The 18,095-nt window shown below is 54.0% G+C and carries 19 protein-coding genes and 1 other annotated feature; of the genes, 16 read left to right on the forward strand and 3 right to left on the reverse strand.

What is annotated here, in order from left to right:
- Window positions 1-153 precede the first annotated feature (153 nt).
- A complete protein-coding gene (locus MHI24_RS29050) occupies window positions 154-1,101 on the forward strand; it encodes an aldo/keto reductase (RefSeq protein WP_340023035.1) in 948 nt (315 codons plus the stop codon).
- Between the two features lie 34 nt (window positions 1,102-1,135).
- Here MHI24_RS29050 and metG read toward each other — a convergent pair whose 3' ends face one another.
- The gene (gene metG / locus MHI24_RS29055) at window positions 1,136-2,848 is read right to left on the reverse strand and encodes a methionine--tRNA ligase (RefSeq protein WP_340023036.1); all 1,713 of its coding nucleotides are present in this window, start codon (window positions 2,846-2,848) and stop codon (window positions 1,136-1,138) included.
- A 4-nt stretch (window positions 2,849-2,852) separates the two neighbouring features.
- Window positions 2,853-3,119 (reverse strand) — a binding site (T-box leader).
- 169 nt (window positions 3,120-3,288) lie between these two features.
- On the opposite strand from metG, the gene MHI24_RS29060 reads away from it, so the two are divergent.
- From MHI24_RS29060 to MHI24_RS29085, 6 genes are all read left to right on the forward strand, one after another.
- Window positions 3,289-4,326: a site-2 protease family protein gene (locus MHI24_RS29060; protein WP_340026830.1), complete on the forward strand. Its 1,038-nt coding sequence runs from the start codon at window positions 3,289-3,291 to the stop codon at window positions 4,324-4,326.
- Between the two features lie 74 nt (window positions 4,327-4,400).
- Window positions 4,401-4,610, forward strand: coding sequence for a hypothetical protein (locus MHI24_RS29065; RefSeq protein WP_340023037.1), 210 nt, complete (start codon window positions 4,401-4,403; stop codon window positions 4,608-4,610).
- 90 nt (window positions 4,611-4,700) lie between these two features.
- Entirely contained in the window at window positions 4,701-5,144 is a 444-nt protein-coding gene (locus MHI24_RS29070; protein WP_340023038.1) for a GNAT family N-acetyltransferase, read from the forward strand.
- A gap of 89 nt (window positions 5,145-5,233) precedes the next feature.
- Window positions 5,234-5,470 carry a DUF3892 domain-containing protein gene (locus MHI24_RS29075; protein WP_340023039.1) on the forward strand — a complete coding sequence of 79 codons (237 nt, stop codon included), beginning with the start codon at window positions 5,234-5,236 and terminating at the stop codon, window positions 5,468-5,470.
- A gap of 167 nt (window positions 5,471-5,637) precedes the next feature.
- Window positions 5,638-6,192 carry a copper amine oxidase gene (locus MHI24_RS29080; protein ID WP_340023040.1) on the forward strand — a complete coding sequence of 185 codons (555 nt, stop codon included), beginning with the start codon at window positions 5,638-5,640 and terminating at the stop codon, window positions 6,190-6,192.
- 83 nt (window positions 6,193-6,275) lie between these two features.
- Window positions 6,276-6,599 (forward strand): DUF1292 domain-containing protein, encoded by a 324-nt coding sequence (locus tag MHI24_RS29085; RefSeq protein WP_019911532.1) that lies wholly within the window; start codon window positions 6,276-6,278, stop codon window positions 6,597-6,599.
- 116 nt (window positions 6,600-6,715) lie between these two features.
- Here MHI24_RS29085 and MHI24_RS29090 read toward each other — a convergent pair whose 3' ends face one another.
- Window positions 6,716-8,191 carry an aminotransferase class I/II-fold pyridoxal phosphate-dependent enzyme gene (locus MHI24_RS29090; protein ID WP_340023041.1) on the reverse strand — a complete coding sequence of 492 codons (1,476 nt, stop codon included), beginning with the start codon at window positions 8,189-8,191 and terminating at the stop codon, window positions 6,716-6,718.
- Window positions 8,192-8,336: 145 nt separating this feature from the next.
- Here MHI24_RS29090 and MHI24_RS29095 point away from each other — a divergent pair, with 145 nt between their 5' ends.
- From MHI24_RS29095 to MHI24_RS29110, 4 genes are all read left to right on the forward strand, one after another.
- Complete coding sequence (locus tag MHI24_RS29095; protein WP_340023042.1) at window positions 8,337-9,626, forward strand: MFS transporter; 1,290 nt, start codon at window positions 8,337-8,339, stop codon at window positions 9,624-9,626.
- 237 nt (window positions 9,627-9,863) lie between these two features.
- Window positions 9,864-10,460: a hypothetical protein gene (locus MHI24_RS29100; protein ID WP_340023043.1), complete on the forward strand. Its 597-nt coding sequence runs from the start codon at window positions 9,864-9,866 to the stop codon at window positions 10,458-10,460.
- A 266-nt stretch (window positions 10,461-10,726) separates the two neighbouring features.
- Window positions 10,727-12,139, forward strand: a complete 1,413-nt coding sequence (gene gndA, locus MHI24_RS29105; protein ID WP_340023044.1) for an NADP-dependent phosphogluconate dehydrogenase — start codon at window positions 10,727-10,729, stop codon at window positions 12,137-12,139.
- Between the two features lie 175 nt (window positions 12,140-12,314).
- Window positions 12,315-12,821, forward strand: a complete 507-nt coding sequence (locus tag MHI24_RS29110) for a shikimate kinase (RefSeq protein WP_340023045.1) — start codon at window positions 12,315-12,317, stop codon at window positions 12,819-12,821.
- A gap of 44 nt (window positions 12,822-12,865) precedes the next feature.
- On the opposite strand, the gene MHI24_RS29115 is transcribed toward MHI24_RS29110, so the two are convergent.
- Window positions 12,866-13,168 (reverse strand): rhodanese-like domain-containing protein, encoded by a 303-nt coding sequence (locus MHI24_RS29115; protein WP_340023046.1) that lies wholly within the window; start codon window positions 13,166-13,168, stop codon window positions 12,866-12,868.
- Between the two features lie 139 nt (window positions 13,169-13,307).
- On the opposite strand from MHI24_RS29115, the gene aroA reads away from it, so the two are divergent.
- The 5 genes from aroA (at window position 13,308) to MHI24_RS29140 (ending at window position 17,951) form a co-directional block, all read left to right on the forward strand.
- Window positions 13,308-14,600, forward strand: coding sequence for a 3-phosphoshikimate 1-carboxyvinyltransferase (gene aroA, locus MHI24_RS29120; protein WP_340023047.1), 1,293 nt, complete (start codon window positions 13,308-13,310; stop codon window positions 14,598-14,600).
- A complete protein-coding gene (locus MHI24_RS29125; protein WP_340023048.1) occupies window positions 14,597-15,160 on the forward strand; it encodes a GNAT family N-acetyltransferase in 564 nt (187 codons plus the stop codon). Before aroA ends, MHI24_RS29125 begins: the two co-directional genes overlap by 4 nt.
- A gap of 100 nt (window positions 15,161-15,260) precedes the next feature.
- Complete coding sequence (locus MHI24_RS29130; protein WP_340023049.1) at window positions 15,261-15,695, forward strand: CoA-binding protein; 435 nt, start codon at window positions 15,261-15,263, stop codon at window positions 15,693-15,695.
- A gap of 206 nt (window positions 15,696-15,901) precedes the next feature.
- Entirely contained in the window at window positions 15,902-16,573 is a 672-nt protein-coding gene (locus MHI24_RS29135) for a hypothetical protein (protein WP_340023050.1), read from the forward strand.
- Window positions 16,574-16,847: 274 nt separating this feature from the next.
- Window positions 16,848-17,951 carry an IS4 family transposase gene (locus MHI24_RS29140; protein WP_340020563.1) on the forward strand — a complete coding sequence of 368 codons (1,104 nt, stop codon included), beginning with the start codon at window positions 16,848-16,850 and terminating at the stop codon, window positions 17,949-17,951.
- Window positions 17,952-18,095 lie beyond the last annotated feature (144 nt).

Here is an 18,095-nt window from a genome sequence, read left to right on the forward strand (position 1 = left end):
AGACTAGAATCTGGTGACGCTGGGCTTACAGATCTGCTTCTCCCTGGTAATAATCTTACTAGCATGAACGTACTGTGGCTGCTCTGCGGCTGGGCAGTTAGAATAAGAACATGTTTACAAGATCTTTTACAGGGGAAAGAGGGAGACCATCTTATGCAAACCAGAACACTAGGCAGTACAGGACTGAACGTATCGGCGATGGGGCTTGGAACGATGATGATGCCGGATAATGAGGAGTCGGTTCAGACCATTCATGGCGCTCTTGACCTGGGAGTAACTCTGCTGGACACAGCGGATATCTATGGTGAGTTCCTGCAGCAGCGCTTCGGGGGCAATGAGCGGCTCGTCGGACGGGCGCTTAAGGGCCGGAGAGATCAGGCGGTGGTTGCAACCAAATTCGGTATCACACATACACAAGGACCCAAGGGAGATCCCGCCTATATCAAAAAATCAGTAGACGCCAGCCTCTATCATCTAGGTATGGACTACATTGATCTGTACTATCAGCACCGGCCTGACCCGAATACTCCAATTGAGGACACCGTGGGGACATTGGCTGAACTCGTCAAGGAGGGTAAAATCCGCTATATCGGCTTATCCGAGGCGTCGCCTGATCTGATCCGCCGTGCTCATGCCGTACATCCGGTCACTGCGCTGCAGACGGAATTTTCACTCTGGAGCCGTGAGGTGGAGGACGAAATTCTGCCGCTGGTCAAGGAGCTGGGCATCGGCTTTGTGGCCTATAGTCCGCTGGGCCGCGGGTTCCTGACCGGTCAGATCAAGAGCTTCGATGACCTGCCGGAGGATGACTACCGGCGCTACTACCCGCGGTTCCAGGGAGAGAACTTCACCCGGAATCTGGAGGTTGTCTCACTGATTGAGCAGATGGCAGACGAGAAGAGCTGTACTCCGGCCCAGCTTGCGTTAGCCTGGCTTCTGGCCCAAGGCGAGCAGATTGTGCCCATCCCGGGAACGAAGCGGCTCACGCGGGTAGAAGAGAACCTGGGAGCGCTGCAGGTTACCCTGACAGCGGAGGAGCTCGCCCGGATTGAGCGGATCTCCCCGCAGGGTGTTGCAGCCGGAGAACGTTACCCCACTTGATCTTTTGGATTAACGCAATCCTCCGGTAAGCCTGTCAGTTCTGCCCCGGATCGGCTTGCAGCCGCTCTATCTCCTCCTGAATCCGTTCTACATCGATCCGCTCGAACAACAATTCCAGCCTCGTTACGGGCTGGTGCGCAGGCACAGTGACCGGATGCCACACAGGTTCACCGAGGGACAGGAACTCTCTGATCTTCCCGCAGGAGAAGGGGATGAACGGGTTCAGCAGGTTAGCCAGGTTGCCGATGATCTGTACACAAGTATAAAGCGTGTGGCCGGCAGCAGTCTTGTCTTGCTTCACCTGCAGCCACGGCTGCTGCTGGTCGAAATACTTATTGGCCTCGCGGATGCGGGAGAAGATGAATTCAAGGGCTTCCTTGAAATGACCGGCTTCAATCAGCCGTCCGGCTTCCTTATACAGCTCATCCAGGCTGCCGGCCCAGGCTTCGTCCAGTGTACCGTCTGGAACACTGCCCTCCCAGAACTTGTTCACGAACGCCAGGCTGCGGTTCACGAAGTTGCCGAAGGCGCCCAGCAGCTCGCTGTTATGGCTGTAGATGAATTCTCTCCAGGAGAAATCGGCATCCCGCTTCTCCGGGCCATTCGCAATTAGGAAATAGCGGATCGAATCGGGATCATACCGGCTGAGGATATCCGGCACCCAGACGGCCCAGTTGCGGCTGGTCGAGAACTTCTCCCCTTCCAGGGTCAGATACTCAGAGGCGAAGATCCGGTCCGGCAGATGCAAGCCTTCAGCACCTAGCAGGAGGGCCGGCCAGATCAGGCTGTGAAAAGGGATGTTGTCCTTCCCGTGTACATAGTAAGCGGTTATTGAAGGCTCAGCGGAATCCGCTTGCCCGGCTGAATCAATCCAGAAATCCTCCCAACATCGTCCGGTCTCTGCGGCCCACTGCTTGCTGGCTGACAGATAACCGCTGACGGCCTCGATCCATACATAGATTTTTTTGCCTGCGAAGCCGTCAGCGGGAACCTCCACACCCCAGTCCAGATCCCGCGTGGCGGCACGGTCCTGCAGCCCTTCCTGCAGATATCTCCGGGTCAGCCGGACCGCGTTATCCCGCCAGCCCTGTGCCGAATCCGCATATTCTGTGAGGGCGTTCTGGAAGCTGGACAGCGACAGATAGTAATGCACCGTAGAGCGCAGTACAGGCGGGGCCCCGCAGAGGGCACAGGTGCGCTCCAGCAGGTCGACCGGATCAAGAATGGTTGAGCAATAATCGCATTGGTCTCCCCGGGCCTGTTGTCCGCAGACCGGACAGATTCCCTTCACGTAACGGTCCGGCAAGTAACGCTGGTCCTGCTCACAATAACATTGCAGCGTGGATTTCTGGTACAGATACCCGTGATCCAGCAGCTTCAGGAACAGCTCTTGCACCGTGCTGTGGTGATGCGGCTGATCCGTCCGCGTATACAGGTCATACGTGAAGCCAAGGGCACGGAAGCAATCGGCGAATTCCTCATGATACCGGCTGGCGAATTCACCGGGAGAGACCCCTTCCTTCGATGCCTGCACAGCGACAGGTGTGCCATGGCAGTCGCTGCCCGATACATAGAGCACAGCATCTCCTTTAGCGCGGTGGTAGCGGGCCAGAATATCTCCCGGCAGAATGCTGGCCAGCCTGCCCAGATGCAGGGAACCGTTGGCATACGGCCAAGCCCCTCCAATAAAAATGTTTGTCATCTCTTTATCCTCCTTTATGATGTGGAACGCAAAAAAGGCACTCATCCCCTATAGGGACGAGAGCCTGTGCTCACGTGTTACCACCCAAATTCATCAATGCCTTGCGGCATTCACCTCTTCAGGTACTTCCGCAAAAATAGCGGGTATACCCTAGCACGTTAACGGATGCGGGTTCCGGCACAGCCTACAGCCCGTTCATGGGCTTCGGTGCGCAGCTCTGAGACCATATTCCCGAGGGTTTTCTTTACTCCTTTTCAGCATCCGGAGCTCTCTGTGAAAGAATTGCCAGGGTACTCTTTCTCTTCATAGCCATTGTGGTTATCCTAATTACTGGATATCATATACGGCAGGTGAGGTCTATGTCAACACCCTCCCGATATTTGCCAAACACCATGTTTATGTGCGACAGTAGAGAGGAAGAGACAATAAGGAGATTGAGACTATTGCCGGACAATAAGCAGGAACAAAAGAAAAGCTCAGGAGCCATGGGCTGGCTGGGCAGCGGAGCAGTGCTGCTGCTGCTCAAGGGGAAAGCGTTGCTGTCTCTGCTGAAGCTGGGGAAAATCGCGGGGCCGCTGATCTCCATGCTGGTATCGATCTGGGCCTACGCCCTGGTCTCACCCTGGGAATTCGCCGCAGGCTTCGTGGCCTTATTATTTGTGCATGAAATTGGGCATGTGATTGCTGCCAAGCGGATCGGACTGCCGGTGAGCGCACCGCTGTTTATCCCGTTCATGGGCGCGCTGATTACGATGAAGAAGCAGCCGCTGGATGCCAGGGAGGAAGCTTATGTGGCTTTTGGCGGACCGGTGCTGGGGAGTATTGGCGCAGCGGTTGTCTTTGGAGCTGCCTATTATTATCATAGCCCGCTATTATATTCACTCGCCTACATCGGGTTCTTCCTGAATCTGATCAATCTGCTGCCGATCCACCCGCTGGACGGGGGGAGAATTGCGACGGCGGTCTCGCGCTGGCTGTGGCTGGTCGGACTGGTGGGAGGCTTCGTGGTCATACTGTATCTGAAGTCGGTGCTGTTCTTCATTATCTGGCTGCTGTTCGCTTATGATCTGTACAAGAAATACATCAGCCAGCGGAAGAGGAATCAGGGTCATGCGGTGTTAAAAAGCTTCCTGATTCCGATCGAGAATCTTCAGGAGCAGGGCTATCTGATCCCGGGGCCTGAGCATAGACGGGACTTGCCTTTTACCACCTACAGCGATCTGGAACGCCAGCAATATGTAGGTGTGCACTGGGAGAACCTGGACTATTACGGGACGACAACGATGCCGGTGCAGTCCCTGATCCGCAAGGTCAGGATTGCGCAGCTGGAGCAGATCTATGTGGATATGAAGCTGCATCTGAAGATGCAGTGCGAGATCAGCTTCACGGTGTACGACAACGAGAAATATTATGAGGTGCCGGCAGCCTCGCGCTGGAGATACGGGATTGCCTATTTTGCTCTGGCCGGAATTCTCGGGGGCATGATGTATCTGGTTCATGTTGTGGGGAATGTAAATTTATAAATATTCGTTTATGAGCCTCCCGATTCGTCAAAGCTGGATAGCAGCGGAATGAAGAAGGGGGCATTACAATGCGCATGACAAAATTAGCTCTTCTGTCGATGGGGGCCTGTCTTCTAATTGGATCAGCAGGCTGCGGAGGCGGCAAGGAGCTTCCTGAATATACGGGAGTTCAGCTTATGCCGGGGCTGGATGGAGGATTGGGCCTGCAGGATCGCCTGAATTCGCCGGTGCTGCGGGATGTGTATGACGGCTCGATTCCAGAAGAGGTCTACGATACGCCGTAAAAGGCTCAGAGGCTTCAGGCTCTATACAGAATATTAATAATTCTGTATAATCCTCAATATTGATTGGAGCTACAGAGAGGAGCCGGAAGGATGGCAGCAGAGATCGTTCATATCACAACTGAGGAACAGCTTAAGATGGCACTGGATATCCGCAAGCAGGTGTTTGTGGAGGAACAGAAGGTGCCGGTGGAAGAAGAAATTGACGAATATGATGTAATCAGCGATAACGTGCATCATTTCCTGCTCATGGATAACGGGCAGCCGGTAGCGACCGGACGGCTGATCTACTATAAGGCGGGAACCGCCAAAATGCAGCGGATTGCCGTCCACCGTGACTACCGTACCAAGGGATACGGCCGGATTCTGCTGCTGGCGATGGAGGAGCGGGCCAGTGAGCTGGGACTTGCGGCTTCGGTCCTTGACGCGCAGTGTCAGGCGGAGGCTTTTTACCGCAAGCTGGGGTATGAGGTGATTTCCCAAGAGCCCTTCTATGATGCGGGGATTCTCCATGTAAGAATGCAGAAGGCCCTGTAATCGGCCGGGGTACATACTCTTTCAACCTTATGGACATGCTAGAGGTGAGCCTGATGGAGGCTAATCCAAGTGTGAAGGAGAGATTCTGCGTGATGAATAATCAACGGGAACGCTTTACTGCCGCTAAGCGCAACGGTGACGGAGACCTGACCCAGTTCCAGACCTCGTCCGGCCGTGTGCTGGATTATCAGCAGGCGCTTCAGGAGGTTCAGTCCGGAAGCATTGAAGGAGTTAATGTGTTCAAAGGCAAAGACGGCGAAATGTATATCCGCGGTGATGCCGACGGTGATCCGACGAACAATCTGGATCAGCTTCCGTCCTTTTAGCCGGGCATAAATAACAGCAAACAGCCGGACAGGCGTCTTACTGACGCTGTTGTCCGGTTTTTTTAATTCTCCTTCTGCAAAAAGAAATAATTCCCTGAATTCTGCGCAACTTGTCGCCCGGTTCGCAGTATACATTAACAGCATGAATTACTTGGAGGGGCATTACAATGAGATGGAGAAAAATTGCACTGTGCGTAATCGTATTTTCCATGATGGGCGGGTCATATTTATTCGCTGACGCGGTGAATCAGAGGATCAAAGTGTCCAGTAACGGCAGAGAGCTGGCTGACGGCGGTTATCTGATTGACGGCAAGGCCTATATTCCGGCGCGGGAAGCAGGCGGCATCGTCACCTGGGACGGCTCTGGCCGGGTGACAATTATGAAGCCTAATGTTCATATTGTGCTGTTCAAGGGCGACACCGTATTCGGCAATGTTAATACCGGCAAGCTGAAGATGAAGATTCTGACCCAGGTGGACAGCCTGAAGGAGAGCATCTCGGCTGTGAAGGTAGCGATCACCGATCCGTCAGGGAATGTGAAGGATATTCTGGAGGATTCCGGCGGGTCCAAGAATGAGGATTTCTGGTTCTCCACTCCGGAATTCACCTATGACTTCAAGGAATCCGGCAAGTACAGTGTAGGCTTCTTCATGAAGGCCTCGAAGAACGGAGATTACATTCTTGTGTCCGAGAAGGTCGTTACGGCCTCATCGAAGAATTAAGCCGTCTTCCGCAAATTGACCTGCTTTATCTTACGTGTTACGATACCAAATGTAGGATAATTCAATCAAAGTGAGGTATTTCAATGAGCGATCACAAACATGAGCATGGCCATGAACATGGTGAAGCATGCGGTTGCGGACATGATCACGACCATGAGCACGAGGAGTTTGTGCTGACCTTGACGAACGAGCAGGGCGAAGATGTGGAAATGGTACTGGTGGAAACGTTTGATGTAGGTGAGAAGTTGTACGCCCTGCTGCTCGAACGCGAGAATCCTGAAGCCGACGGGATCATTCTTCGTATGGAAGAAGAGGACGAAGAGATGGTTCTGTACAACATTGAAGATGAAGCTGAATGGAAAGCTGTCGAAGAAGCTTATAACGAGCTGCTTGCCCAGCAAGAATAGATCCCAGTCACTCCTTCATTTGGGTGTGTGCCGGACAAGCTGCCGCCCCAAAGGCAAAACCCCGATCCGCTTAGGCGGATCGGGGTTTTGTATTGCGCTTGCCGGGGTTGTCCCGCTTAAGAGATCGGTTCAGCCTCGACAATGACTTTGATATTGGTAATGCTGCGGTCCTCGGGCCCCTTAACCGGCAATCCGATTTCTACATGGTCAATGATATAGTCAATGTTATCCTGGGTAATTACTTCTCCAGGGAGAAGAATCGGAATTCCCGGCGGATAGACATAGATGAACTCAGCAATAATGTAGCCGGCTGATTCGCGGAACGGAACGAGCTGGGTATCGGCGTAGAAGGCATCTCTGGGAATTAGCGCCAGCTGCGGAATATTCGGCACCTGCACCTTGAGCTCATAGATTTCGCCCTTGCTGTAATGAATCGCCGAGAGCACCCGCAGCGCCGCGATCAGCTTATCTACGGACTCCTGGGTATCTCCGGGGGTAATCAGGCACAGAATATTATACATGTCGCTCATTTCGACTTCGATGTTGTACTTCTGGCGTAGCCAGTTCTCGGTCTCATAGCCGGTGACTCCCAGATGGCGGACATGGATACTCAGCTTCGTCGGGTCCAGATTAAATGTGGCTTCCGTGCCGAGAATTTCTTTGCCGAAGCTGTACAGGCCGTCGATTTCGTTAATCTCCTTGCGGGCATAGTTGGACAACGCAATGGTTCTCGCCGCCATCTCATGGCCGTGCAGGGCCAGGTTGCGTCTGGAGGTATCCAGCGAAGCAAGCAGAATATAGGAAGTTGACGTTGTGGTGAGCATGCTGAGCATGGTCTGTACCCGCTGCGGGTTGACCAGACCGGTCTTAGCATTAAGGTTCAGTACCGAGCTCTGCGTCATCGAGCCGCCCAGCTTGTGGACGCTGGTTGCCGCCAGATCTGCGCCGGCCTGCATGGCCGACACCGGTAAGTCCTCATGAAAATGAATCAGTACTCCATGTGCCTCGTCCACCAGCACGGGAACCCCGTAGCTGTGGGCCAGATCGACAATCGCACGCAGGTCGGCGCATACGCCGAAGTACGTGGGGTTGATGACAAGGACACCCTTGGCATCCGGATGGCGCCTTAACGCCTTTTCCAGCGAGCTGGTAGTAATGCCGTGGTCTATCCCAAGATTCTCATCCTGTACAGGAGAGACAAATATAGGCTTGGCTCCGGAGAAAATAATGGCCGACATCACGGATTTGTGAATGTTGCGCGGCACAATAATTTTGTCTCCTTCTGAGCAAACAGAGAGGATCATTGTCATGATGGCATTGCTCGTGCCTTGTACACTGAAATACGTGTAATCGGCGCCGAAGGCCTCTGCAGCCAGCTTCTGAGCTTCAAGGATCACCCCGTTGGGCTGATGAAGGTCATCAAGCGGTGCAATATTGATCAAATCTATGGATAGAGCGTTATCGCCGATAAACTCACGGAATTCGGCATCGGTTCCGAGCCCCTTCTTATGCCCCGGAATATGGAACTGAACTGGATTTCCGGCGGCGTGCTTTTTGAGAGCGGTGAAGAGGGGAGTAGCTTTCTGATTCATTTAATGCTGTCACAACCTTTCGCGAAGAGTGAATTTATGCTTCCCGCTGAAACGGAAACCTTCCCCCGGGGGTCAGGTTAACCATTTCTACTTGAGCAAGCATCAGTATAACAAATCAATCACCATAATACTAGGATGTGATGAAATGACTGGCAAAGCGGCGCAACGTATGCATATTAATTTAGCCACACCGTTCATTTTGGAAATGTGGATTATTATTTTTCTGGTGGAATTCGTCAAAGGCTCGCTGCTTGTAGCCCTGCTGCCGGTCTACATGGAGAATATTCTCGGGCTCTCCGTCACGGTGGTCGGCTTCGCCTTCGCGCTGCAATATCTGGGCGACAACCTGTTCCGCAGCCCCTTCGGCTGGGTGATGGAGCGGATCGGGTTCCGCTGGACGATGACCGGGGCGCTGCTGCTGCTGGTCGTGGCGGTGGGCCTGATTATCTATGCCAAGGATGCGGTAACCCTGTCCATCGCCTGTCTGATCCTGGGGATCGGCACTTCTCCATTGTGGCCTTGTACGATGACCGGCATTACCGAGCTGGCCGGCTCCACCAGCAGCGGCAGCAGCGGGGCGGCAATGGGGGCGGTGGAGATGGCATCGCTGGCCGGAACCGGGGTCGGTCCGATTATCGTCAATTTCATGATGGACCATGGCGGACAGGGCTACCGCACCGTTTTCCTGGTGCTGATGGGCTTCGCGGCAGCCGTTGTGGCTGTGGCGCTGTTCCTTCCCTCACGCATCGGCGGCCATGCGCCGCGTGTGGTCCGTGAGCTGAACCCTGACGGCACGGCCGTTCCGCGGAAGCCATTCCAGCCGCTGCGGAGCCTGAAGACGACCTGGACCCAGGTGACCTCTTCCCTGAAGGTGAGCCGCCTGTTGTTCCCGGCGCTGTTCCTGCAGGCCTTCGCGATCGGGCTGATGACCCCGGTGGTTACGCTCTTCGCCCGGTCTGAGCTGCATGTGACCCCCAACCAGTTCAGCCTGCTGCTGATTGCCGGCGGAGGGATTACCGTGCTGGCGCTCATTCCGGCCGGCAAGCTGGTCGACAAGATCGGCACCACCGTATTTCTGAATATCGGCTTCCTCCTGGCTGCCTGCTCGCTGACCTTCTTCTCGCAGGTCCGCTGGCTGCCGCTGGCCTTCGCAGCGGTCGCGCTGGTCGGCATCAGCTATGCGCTGATACTCCCGGCCTGGAATGCCTTTGTGGCCAAGCAGGTGCCTAAGGGGGAAAGGGGGACGGTCTGGGGGCTATTTCTGACCCTTCAGGGCTCAGGGATGGTGGCCGGGCCGGTGCTGTCCGGCAGGCTGTGGGATAGGGTCAGCCACAGCGCACCGTTCCTGGCCAGCGCCGGTGTCATGGTTCTGCTCTTCGGCCTGCATCTGCTGATTGTCCGCCGGACGAAGCTGAAGCACGGCAACGCCCATTAATTACACAGGCAGGCCCCGGATGATGCCGGGGCCTGCCGCTTTTATGTTTGGAAAAGCCAGGAAACGGTTAAAAATAGTCAATAAACCAAGTTACCGTTACATAAAATGAAGTATAAGATAATTGTAAGCCGAACACATCATATCACAAGCTGTAAGCGAGGTCCGGCAGTCTGTTCTGCTCTGAAGTTAAGCCTTGAAGCTGACTATGCTTAAACCAAGCAGTTAGGGGGGAGTGCCGTGAACAAAAACGATGAAGTGGAGTACTGCAATCTGGAGCTCCGGTTTGACAGACAACATATCCAGGATCTAATCAAGGATCTGATTAAGGAAGGCTATTCCCTGTACTGGAGTGAGAATGAGACTGTATTTCTGATCTCGGTGCGCACCGGCCGCAAGCTGGTGAAGCTGCGCTTCCAGCGGATTAAGGACGGCTACAAGCTTGTGGGGGATTATATGATCCGCGATGCACGGCTTGCAGAATGGATGGAGAAGCTGATCGGTGATATGAGAGGGCACGCCGTGGTCAAACGCTTCCGCGACCGTCAGATCATTATAGAGAATATCCTGTTCGGTGAAGTCATCCGGCTGGTGGAAATTTCCGGCTACCAGCAGCGGGTATTGTACCAGAAGGGTCCGGTGCTGTCGGATCAGGAGCTGACGAAGCTGTTCTACTCCACCTATGGCGAGGAGCGCATCCTTGACCGCAGGCTGGCGGTGGATGAGCAGCTGGACCGGCTGAATGAGGCCATGCGGAGCAGGGATGCTGAAGCGGCGGCCGCCTGTACGGCCAGGCTGCAGCAGCTGGCCCGGGAGCTGGCTGCACTGGAATGGTGATTACGTAAGCCGAACATCAGGTATGAAGGGCATCCCGTTGCGGGGTGCCCTTCCTTCTGATATTCAACTTGTGGACAGGGGTTCACTTCTGCGCGCAAAACCGTTAAAATAATCATTGTGAGAATTTCCTTGATGCTTGATGGTTTGTCAATGAAATTAATCTCTCTTTCGCAGGCAGAACTTTGCTGTCTCTGACAAAGGGTGGTATTCTTATACTGCGAGAATGGATTTCACAAAAATACAGGGTGCAAAGGGTGGAGAACCAGATGTCAAAACAACAAATTGGCGTAATTGGCTTGGCGGTAATGGGCAAAAATTTGGCTCTTAACATCGAGAGCAAGGGCTTCAGCGTATCCGTGTTTAACCGTTCACCGGAGAAGACACATGATCTGGTGGCCGAAGCAGCAGGCAAGAATCTGGTAGGTACGTTCTCTGTTGAAGAATTCGTACAATCGCTGGAGGTTCCGCGCAAGATTCTGATTATGGTTCAGGCCGGTAAAGCAACCGATGCTACGATTGAGCAGCTGCTGCCATACCTGGATCAGGGCGATATCATTATCGATGGCGGTAACGCTTATTTCCCTGACACTGTTCGCCGCAGCAAATATCTTGAGGAAAAAGGCTTCCGCTTCGTAGGCACCGGCGTATCCGGCGGTGAAGAAGGCGCGCTGAAGGGCCCTTCGATCATGCCTGGCGGCCAGGAGAGCGCCTATAAGCTGGTTGAACCTATTCTTACGGCCATTTCGGCCCAAGTGGGCGGAGAGCCTTGCTGTACATATATCGGACCGGACGGTGCCGGACACTATGTCAAAATGGTGCACAACGGCATCGAGTACGGCGACATGCAGCTGATCGGTGAAGCCTACCACCTCCTGAAGGATGTTCTGGGCCTGGATGCCAAGGAGCTGCACAGCACCTTCGCGGAATGGAACAATGGCGAGCTGGACAGCTATCTGATCGAGATTACCAAGGATATCTTCGCACAGTATGACGAAGAGACCGGCAAGCCGATGGTGGATGTAATCCTGGATGCGGCCGGACAGAAGGGTACCGGCAAGTGGACAAGCCAGAGCTCGCTGGATCTTGGCGTGCCGCTGTCCATGATTACCGAATCTGTCTTCTCCCGCTTCCTCTCCGCCATGAAGGAAGAACGCGTAGAAGCCAGCAAAGTGCTGAGCGGCCCTGAGACGGTAGCCTTCGACGGGGACAAGGCTGAATTCATCGAGAACGTGCGCAAGGCCCTGTTCGCCAGCAAGATCGTATCCTACGCCCAGGGCTTCGCGCAGCTGCGTGTAGCTTCTGACGAATACGGCTGGAACCTCAAATACGGCGAGCTGGCCAAAATCTGGCGCGGCGGCTGCATCATCCGCTCCCGGTTCCTCCAGAACATCACGGATGCCTATGCGAATAATCCGGACTTGAAGAACCTGCTGCTCGATCCGTTCTTCAAGAATGTCATGGATAACTACCAGTCCGCATGGCGTAAAGTTATTGCTTCGGCGGTAACACTGGGGATTCCGGTTCCCGGCTTCGCAAGCGCCCTGGCTTACTATGACAGCTACCGCACGGAGCGTCTTCCGGCGAACCTGCTGCAGGCGCAGCGCGATTATTTCGGCGCTCACACCTTCAAGCGTGTTGACAAGGAAGGCGTGTTCCACCACAACTGGCTGGCAGAGTAACGGACAGCCGTTCTGCCTGCGCAATAGAGGCCCGGTGTGCTTCCCGCTTCCTGCGGAGAGCGCACCGGGCTTTTTTTAATATGCTGCGGGGTAAGATGGAGGCGCCGCTGCCGCCTCTGTGCAAACTTTTCACCCTGTGTTATGATATGACAAATGTCGCGGCTTGGAGGTAGGTATGAACGAACGAAATATCATCCTGGTCGGAATGATGGCTACGGGGAAATCCACGGTAGGCGCTATTCTGGCCGAGGAGCTTGGCTATGAATTGATTGATCTGGATGCATGGATTGTTGAGCGGGAAGGGCGCAGCATTGCGGAGATCTTCGCCGATGGCGGGGAGCAGATGTTCCGGAAGCTGGAATCCGCTGCTCTGAAGGAAATGCTGCAGGGAGAACGTAGGGTGATCTCTACCGGCGGGGGCGCCGTGCTTGCACCGGGTAATGCGGAGATGATGCTGGAGCACGGTTACGTGGTAGCCCTTACGGCCAGCGAGGAAGTGATTATTGAACGGGTTAGCGGGGATGAGAACCGGCCGCTGCTCGCCGGCAATGCCGCAGAAAGAGTACGCTCCATTATGGAGCAGCGCCGTGAGGCATACCGCTTCGCGCATTGCACGGTCGATACAACCGGGCTGAATGTGGCTGAGGTCTCGCAGTATATTTTAATACGTTACCGCGATTGAGCTTTTAAGCATGTTGGCGTACGATGCCTGGCAGCGGGAACCGCTTACTCGGTCTCGTTCCATTCGATCATGCCGCCGCTCAGGTTGGAGCCTTGGATACCGAATTGCTGCAGATATTCACAGACACGCTGGCTGCGGCTGCCGGAGCGGCAGATGAAGATAATCTCTGTATCGGCCGGAAGCGTCTCAGTGTGCTGCGGAATCTGGCCCATCGGAATATGCTGTGCGCCGGGAATCATGCCGGAGGCTACCTCGTCCTCTTCACGGACATCGATCAGTACAAGCTCCTCCCCTGATGCCAGCCGCTTACGCAGCTCCTGTGGTGTAATTTGCGGAATCTCATTCATGGCAGTACCCTCTTTTCTGTCCAGGTTTATTGTAAGGATCTTGTGTAGAATGAAATAATGATAACACAACTGCGGATTACCCTGTCAAACGGGACCGTACATACACTTCACTACTTTTAGGATAAGGAGCGCTTATATTATGGACGTTATTGTTAGGCCAACACCGGAGCTGCAAGGGGAATTCGGAGCTCTGTCCTCCAAAAACTACACCACCCGCTACCTGCTGGTAGCTGCCTTGTCTGAGGGCGTGAGTACGATCTACTATCCTGCACACAGCGAGGACAGCGATGCGATCCGCAGATGTATCGCCGATCTCGGCGCGGTGCTGACCGAGGATGAGGAGAAGATCGTAGTCCAAGGCTTTGGACGCCATCCGCGTGACGTCAAAGAGCTGAATGTCGGGAATGCCGGGGCGGTCCTCCGTTTCCTGATGGCGGTGGCTGCGCTAAGTCCCGAGGTGACCTTCGTGAATACGTACCCGGATTCCCTGGGCAAGCGGCCTCACGACGACCTGATCCTGGCGCTGGGCCAGCTTGGCGTGGAGGTGGAGCATAACAACGGAAGGCTGCCGATCACGATTCGCGGCGGCAAGCCGCAAGGCGGACGCATTACGGTCTCGGGTAGCGTCAGCTCGCAGTATCTCAGTGCCCTTTTGTTCCTGACGCCGCTGCTTGAAGAAGACAGTGAGATCATCGTGCTGGATGATCTGAAATCCAAGGTCGTGATCGGCCAGACGCTTGAGGTGCTGGAGCAGGCCGGAATCGTTGTACATGCTGCTGACGATTATATGTCCTTCCGGGTGCCGGGCCGCCAGGCCTACGCCGCCAAGACCTATACGGTGCAGGGCGACTATCCGGGATCGGCTGCTGTGCTTGCTGCTGCAGCGGTAACGAAGTCGGATGTGACGATTCACCGTCTGGCTGAGCGCAGCAAGCAGGGCGAGCGGGCGATTGTCGATGTGCTGCGGATGATGGAGGTGCCGCTCACCCATGAGAACGGATCGGTGCATGTGCAGGGAAACGGCCGCCTGAAGGCGGTAGAATTCGACGGTGACGCGGCCACTGATGCTGTGCTGGCTATGGTAGCGGCTGCTGTATTCGCCGAAGGGACCTCTCGCTTCTATAATGTGGAGAATCTGCGCTATAAGGAATGCGACCGCATTACGGATTATCTCGCCGAGCTGACCCGGGCCGGGGCGAAGGTTGAGGAACGGCGGGACGAAATTATCGTACACGGCACCCCGGAAGGCGTGGAGGGCGGCGTAACGATCAACGCCCATTATGACCACCGCGTCATCATGGCGCTGACCGTTGTGGGCCTGAGAGCCCGCCAGCCGCTGCGGATCAAGGATGCCCACCATGTGGCCAAGTCATATCCGCAATACTTCGATCATTTGCGTCTGCTTGGCGCGAATGTGGAGTGGGTGGAATGAGCCGTATAGATTTATTAAGCATCACACCGCTTGCCCCTGAAGACATTCCTTCCGTATCAAATGTGTTCAGGATTACGATTAAGGATGCCTTCGAGCGCGAAGGACTGGGGCACCTGCAGGACGACCTCCGGCAGGAGATTGAAGCCAAGAACCGGATGGCTCAAGATTCATTGTATCCGCAGAATACAGCTGTGTATTTCTGGGTTGCCAGAGCCGGCGGAACGATCGTTGGCACTATCTCTTATTCACCTTGCGGAGAGGATGTCCGGAAATGCACGGATAACCGGCTTGCCGCTGTGGGGGAGCTGGGAAGCTTGTATGTGCTGCCTGAATATCAGGGTAAGGGTGTAGGCTCGGCGTTAATTGAGGAGGTTATGAATTTTCTCATGAAGCGGGGGATACCGGAATTCTGCCTGGACAGCGGATATAAGCGGGCCCAGGCCAGATGGCTGCGCAAGTTCGGAGCGCCCTATGCAGCAGTGCACGATTACTGGGGTCCGGATTCAGTTCATATGGTGTGGCTGTGCAGTGTGAGTGACCTAGAGGATTCTAATGCTTAGAAATGAGTAGAGGGCGGTTGTGCGAGCCGTGGATATTTGGAACTTTGCCTGATGCGCGGTATGATGTACGTATATCTCATAACCGGAAGGGGAAGTACACATGAGCTTTGAGAACCCGAGCAGAGAGCAAATTGGAGATATTCTGGCTGCGGCCGGCAATATTGCTGTTGTCGGCCTGTCCGACAAAACGGACCGCACCTCCTACATGGTTGCAGGCGCAATGCAGAGCCGGGGCTACCGGATCATTCCGGTTAATCCGTCAGTGGACGGGGAGATCCTGGGCGAGAAATGCTACCACAGCCTGGCGGAGATTCCTGAGCCGGTGGATATTGTGAATGTATTCCGCCGCAGTGAATACTGCGCGGCTGTAGCGCAGGAGGCCGCTGATATCGGCGCACGCGTGCTCTGGCTGCAGCAGGGCATCATCAGCCAGGAGGCGGCAGATATTGCCGCCGCGAATGGCATGATCGCGATCATGGACCGCTGCATCAAGGTGGAGGAAGCGATCACGATGAACGGCCGCAGCCGGGGATGAAGCTGGGCTGGAGCAGCTGCATCGGGAGCAGACCATCCCGTGCGGGCGGACCGGAAGTGTAGGCAAACGGTAAAAATCCGCTTTTTGCTATACTGGATACCAGCGAAGGTAACGGCTATAATTGAACCAGACGAAGAACGTCCTTGATTCCGCTGAGGTTGGCGGGAAGGGCGTTCTTTTGTATTTTCCGGGAGGAGGAAGTGAAGATGGACTTTGAGCAGGCGCACAGCAGCTTTGTAGAGGCACATGTTAAAGAGAGAACAGGTGAACGGCGGGGAAGGCTGCTGCGCGGGCATCAATATGCGGAACGGCTGTTTCTGCTGAATGTATGGTGGCCGTTGTTTGAGTCGCTGGAGGATCTGCATCCCGAATATGAGGTATATGACTGGAACCGGAAATCGCAATTTCTCGATTTTGCCTTTCTGCCGCAGAATGGGGCCCGTTTCGGCATTGAATGTGACGGCTATCAGAGCCATATTAAGGATATGGACCGGGAGAAGTTCAACTATGCGCTGAACCGCGACACGTTCCTGACCGGGATGGGCTGGAAGATGCTGCACTTCTCGTTCGACGACATCCAGCAGCGCCCCGAAGTCTGCCGGATGCTGCTGCAGCTGGCACTGGCTCCTTATTTGGCGCGGAGCAGGGGGGCGGGAGTACAATTATTATCTGGTGAGAAAGAGGTGCTGCGATTAGCCTGGCAGATGGGCAGACCGCTCCGTCCTAAGGATGTAACGGATTACTTCGAGATTAACTTTAGAACTGCACGCAAGCTGTTGAGCGCTCTGAGTAATAAAGGACTGCTCCAGCCTGTTGCTGGCGGAAGAGGGATAAGATCCTATGAGGTGAGGCCCATACATCAGGATCAGAGTTGGTGAGGAGCAGGACATCATTGCATACAAGATTCGAATGGTCGTAGCCGCACCAGTGTGAATGTATTTTGTACATTAGAATTTAGTTTGAACCTGTGGTTTCGAGCTTCTGTTGCATTTTATACAGTAGAAATTTGCCTTGCGGTTGGTTATGATGTAATTCTGAGAATTCTAATGTACGAAGTACAGGCCTGTTGATTAGCCAAAAAAAGGTAGCAAAAAGGCCGCTCATTCGGTAAAGTGTTTGTACCCCTACAAACATCCGAAACGAGGCGACCTCATGAAAAAGTCTACTTCAATCTCGAACATTCTGCAATTAGTGATTCCTGAAGAGAAACTCTCACCGTTTCTTCAAGAACTTGAATATGTCGATACAGCAAGAAAGTTTACCGTCTATGACCTCTTTTTATTCTTGGCGGAGGCTTCGTTCCAGCAGTGGGAGGGATATCGGGATGGTGAAGTACGCATGGATTCCAGCGGCCTTAGACCCGTAGACCATTCAACGCTTTCCAAAAAAGCGAAAGATGTTCCCTTCGAGCTTTTTAAGCAATTGCTGAACCTCATGATTGATCTGTGTAATCGCTCGACCCGAAGACATTTAGGGATTCCCAAAGCCTTACTTCTCGTCGATTCCACCAAAATTACCGTCGGGAAAGAACGGCTTCCTTGGGCTCCGCTGAAAGGCGAACGCGCAGGAATCAAATTACACGTGTCGGTGGTGGCCGATGAAGGCCGGCTCTTTAAGGTGACCGAGACCACAGGGAATTCCCATGATTTTAAAAGCTGTCCCGAGCTGATCGACAAACGGTTTATTATCGTAGCCGATCGGGCGTATGGCAGTCACAAACGATTCGATGAGTATCTGGAGCAGCACCAATGCTTTGTCATTCGGCTTCGGGACAACACGCTCTTTCAGTCCCCGGTTGCCCGGATACGAAGCGAACCCTTCACAGGAACTCTCGAACAAGATTTCACCTGCCAATTAGGAAAAGGACAACGGCTTTCCAAGAACCGTTTTCGCGTAGTAATTCTAAGAGACCCACAAGGCAACCCGGTGATTCTTGCTACGAATCTGCACTGGCACTCCGCTGAGCGGATTGCAGAAATTTACAAGAAGCGGTGGCAGATCGAAGTGTTTTTTCGCTGGATTAAGCAGCATTTAAACATTCCAACCTTATTTGGGACCACACCCAATGCTGTGTACGGACAGTTGTATACCGCTTTACTGGTTTATGTGTTATTGAAATTCCTCTTTGACAAAGGAAATGCAGTGGTTCATTGGAGCGCCAAACTAACGTTTGCCGATTTTGACCGCTTATTTACGCTGCAACGATTACCCGTAGAATGGATTACTTTTTTGACTAATAATCTTACATTCCCATAATTTAGCTAATCAACAGGCGTGTACGAAGTACAATAGAACGTGAATATGAGCGGAATTTCGGCTAATCTGTTGTACAAAATACAATCACCGCTCTATTGGTAGGCTGTCTATGCTTAAGCCGGTGCTGAGGTGCTGAGGTGCTGA

The sequence above is a fragment of the Paenibacillus sp. FSL K6-1096 genome, from assembly GCF_037977055.1.
In the GTDB taxonomy this organism is placed as follows: domain Bacteria; phylum Bacillota; class Bacilli; order Paenibacillales; family Paenibacillaceae; genus Paenibacillus_AQ.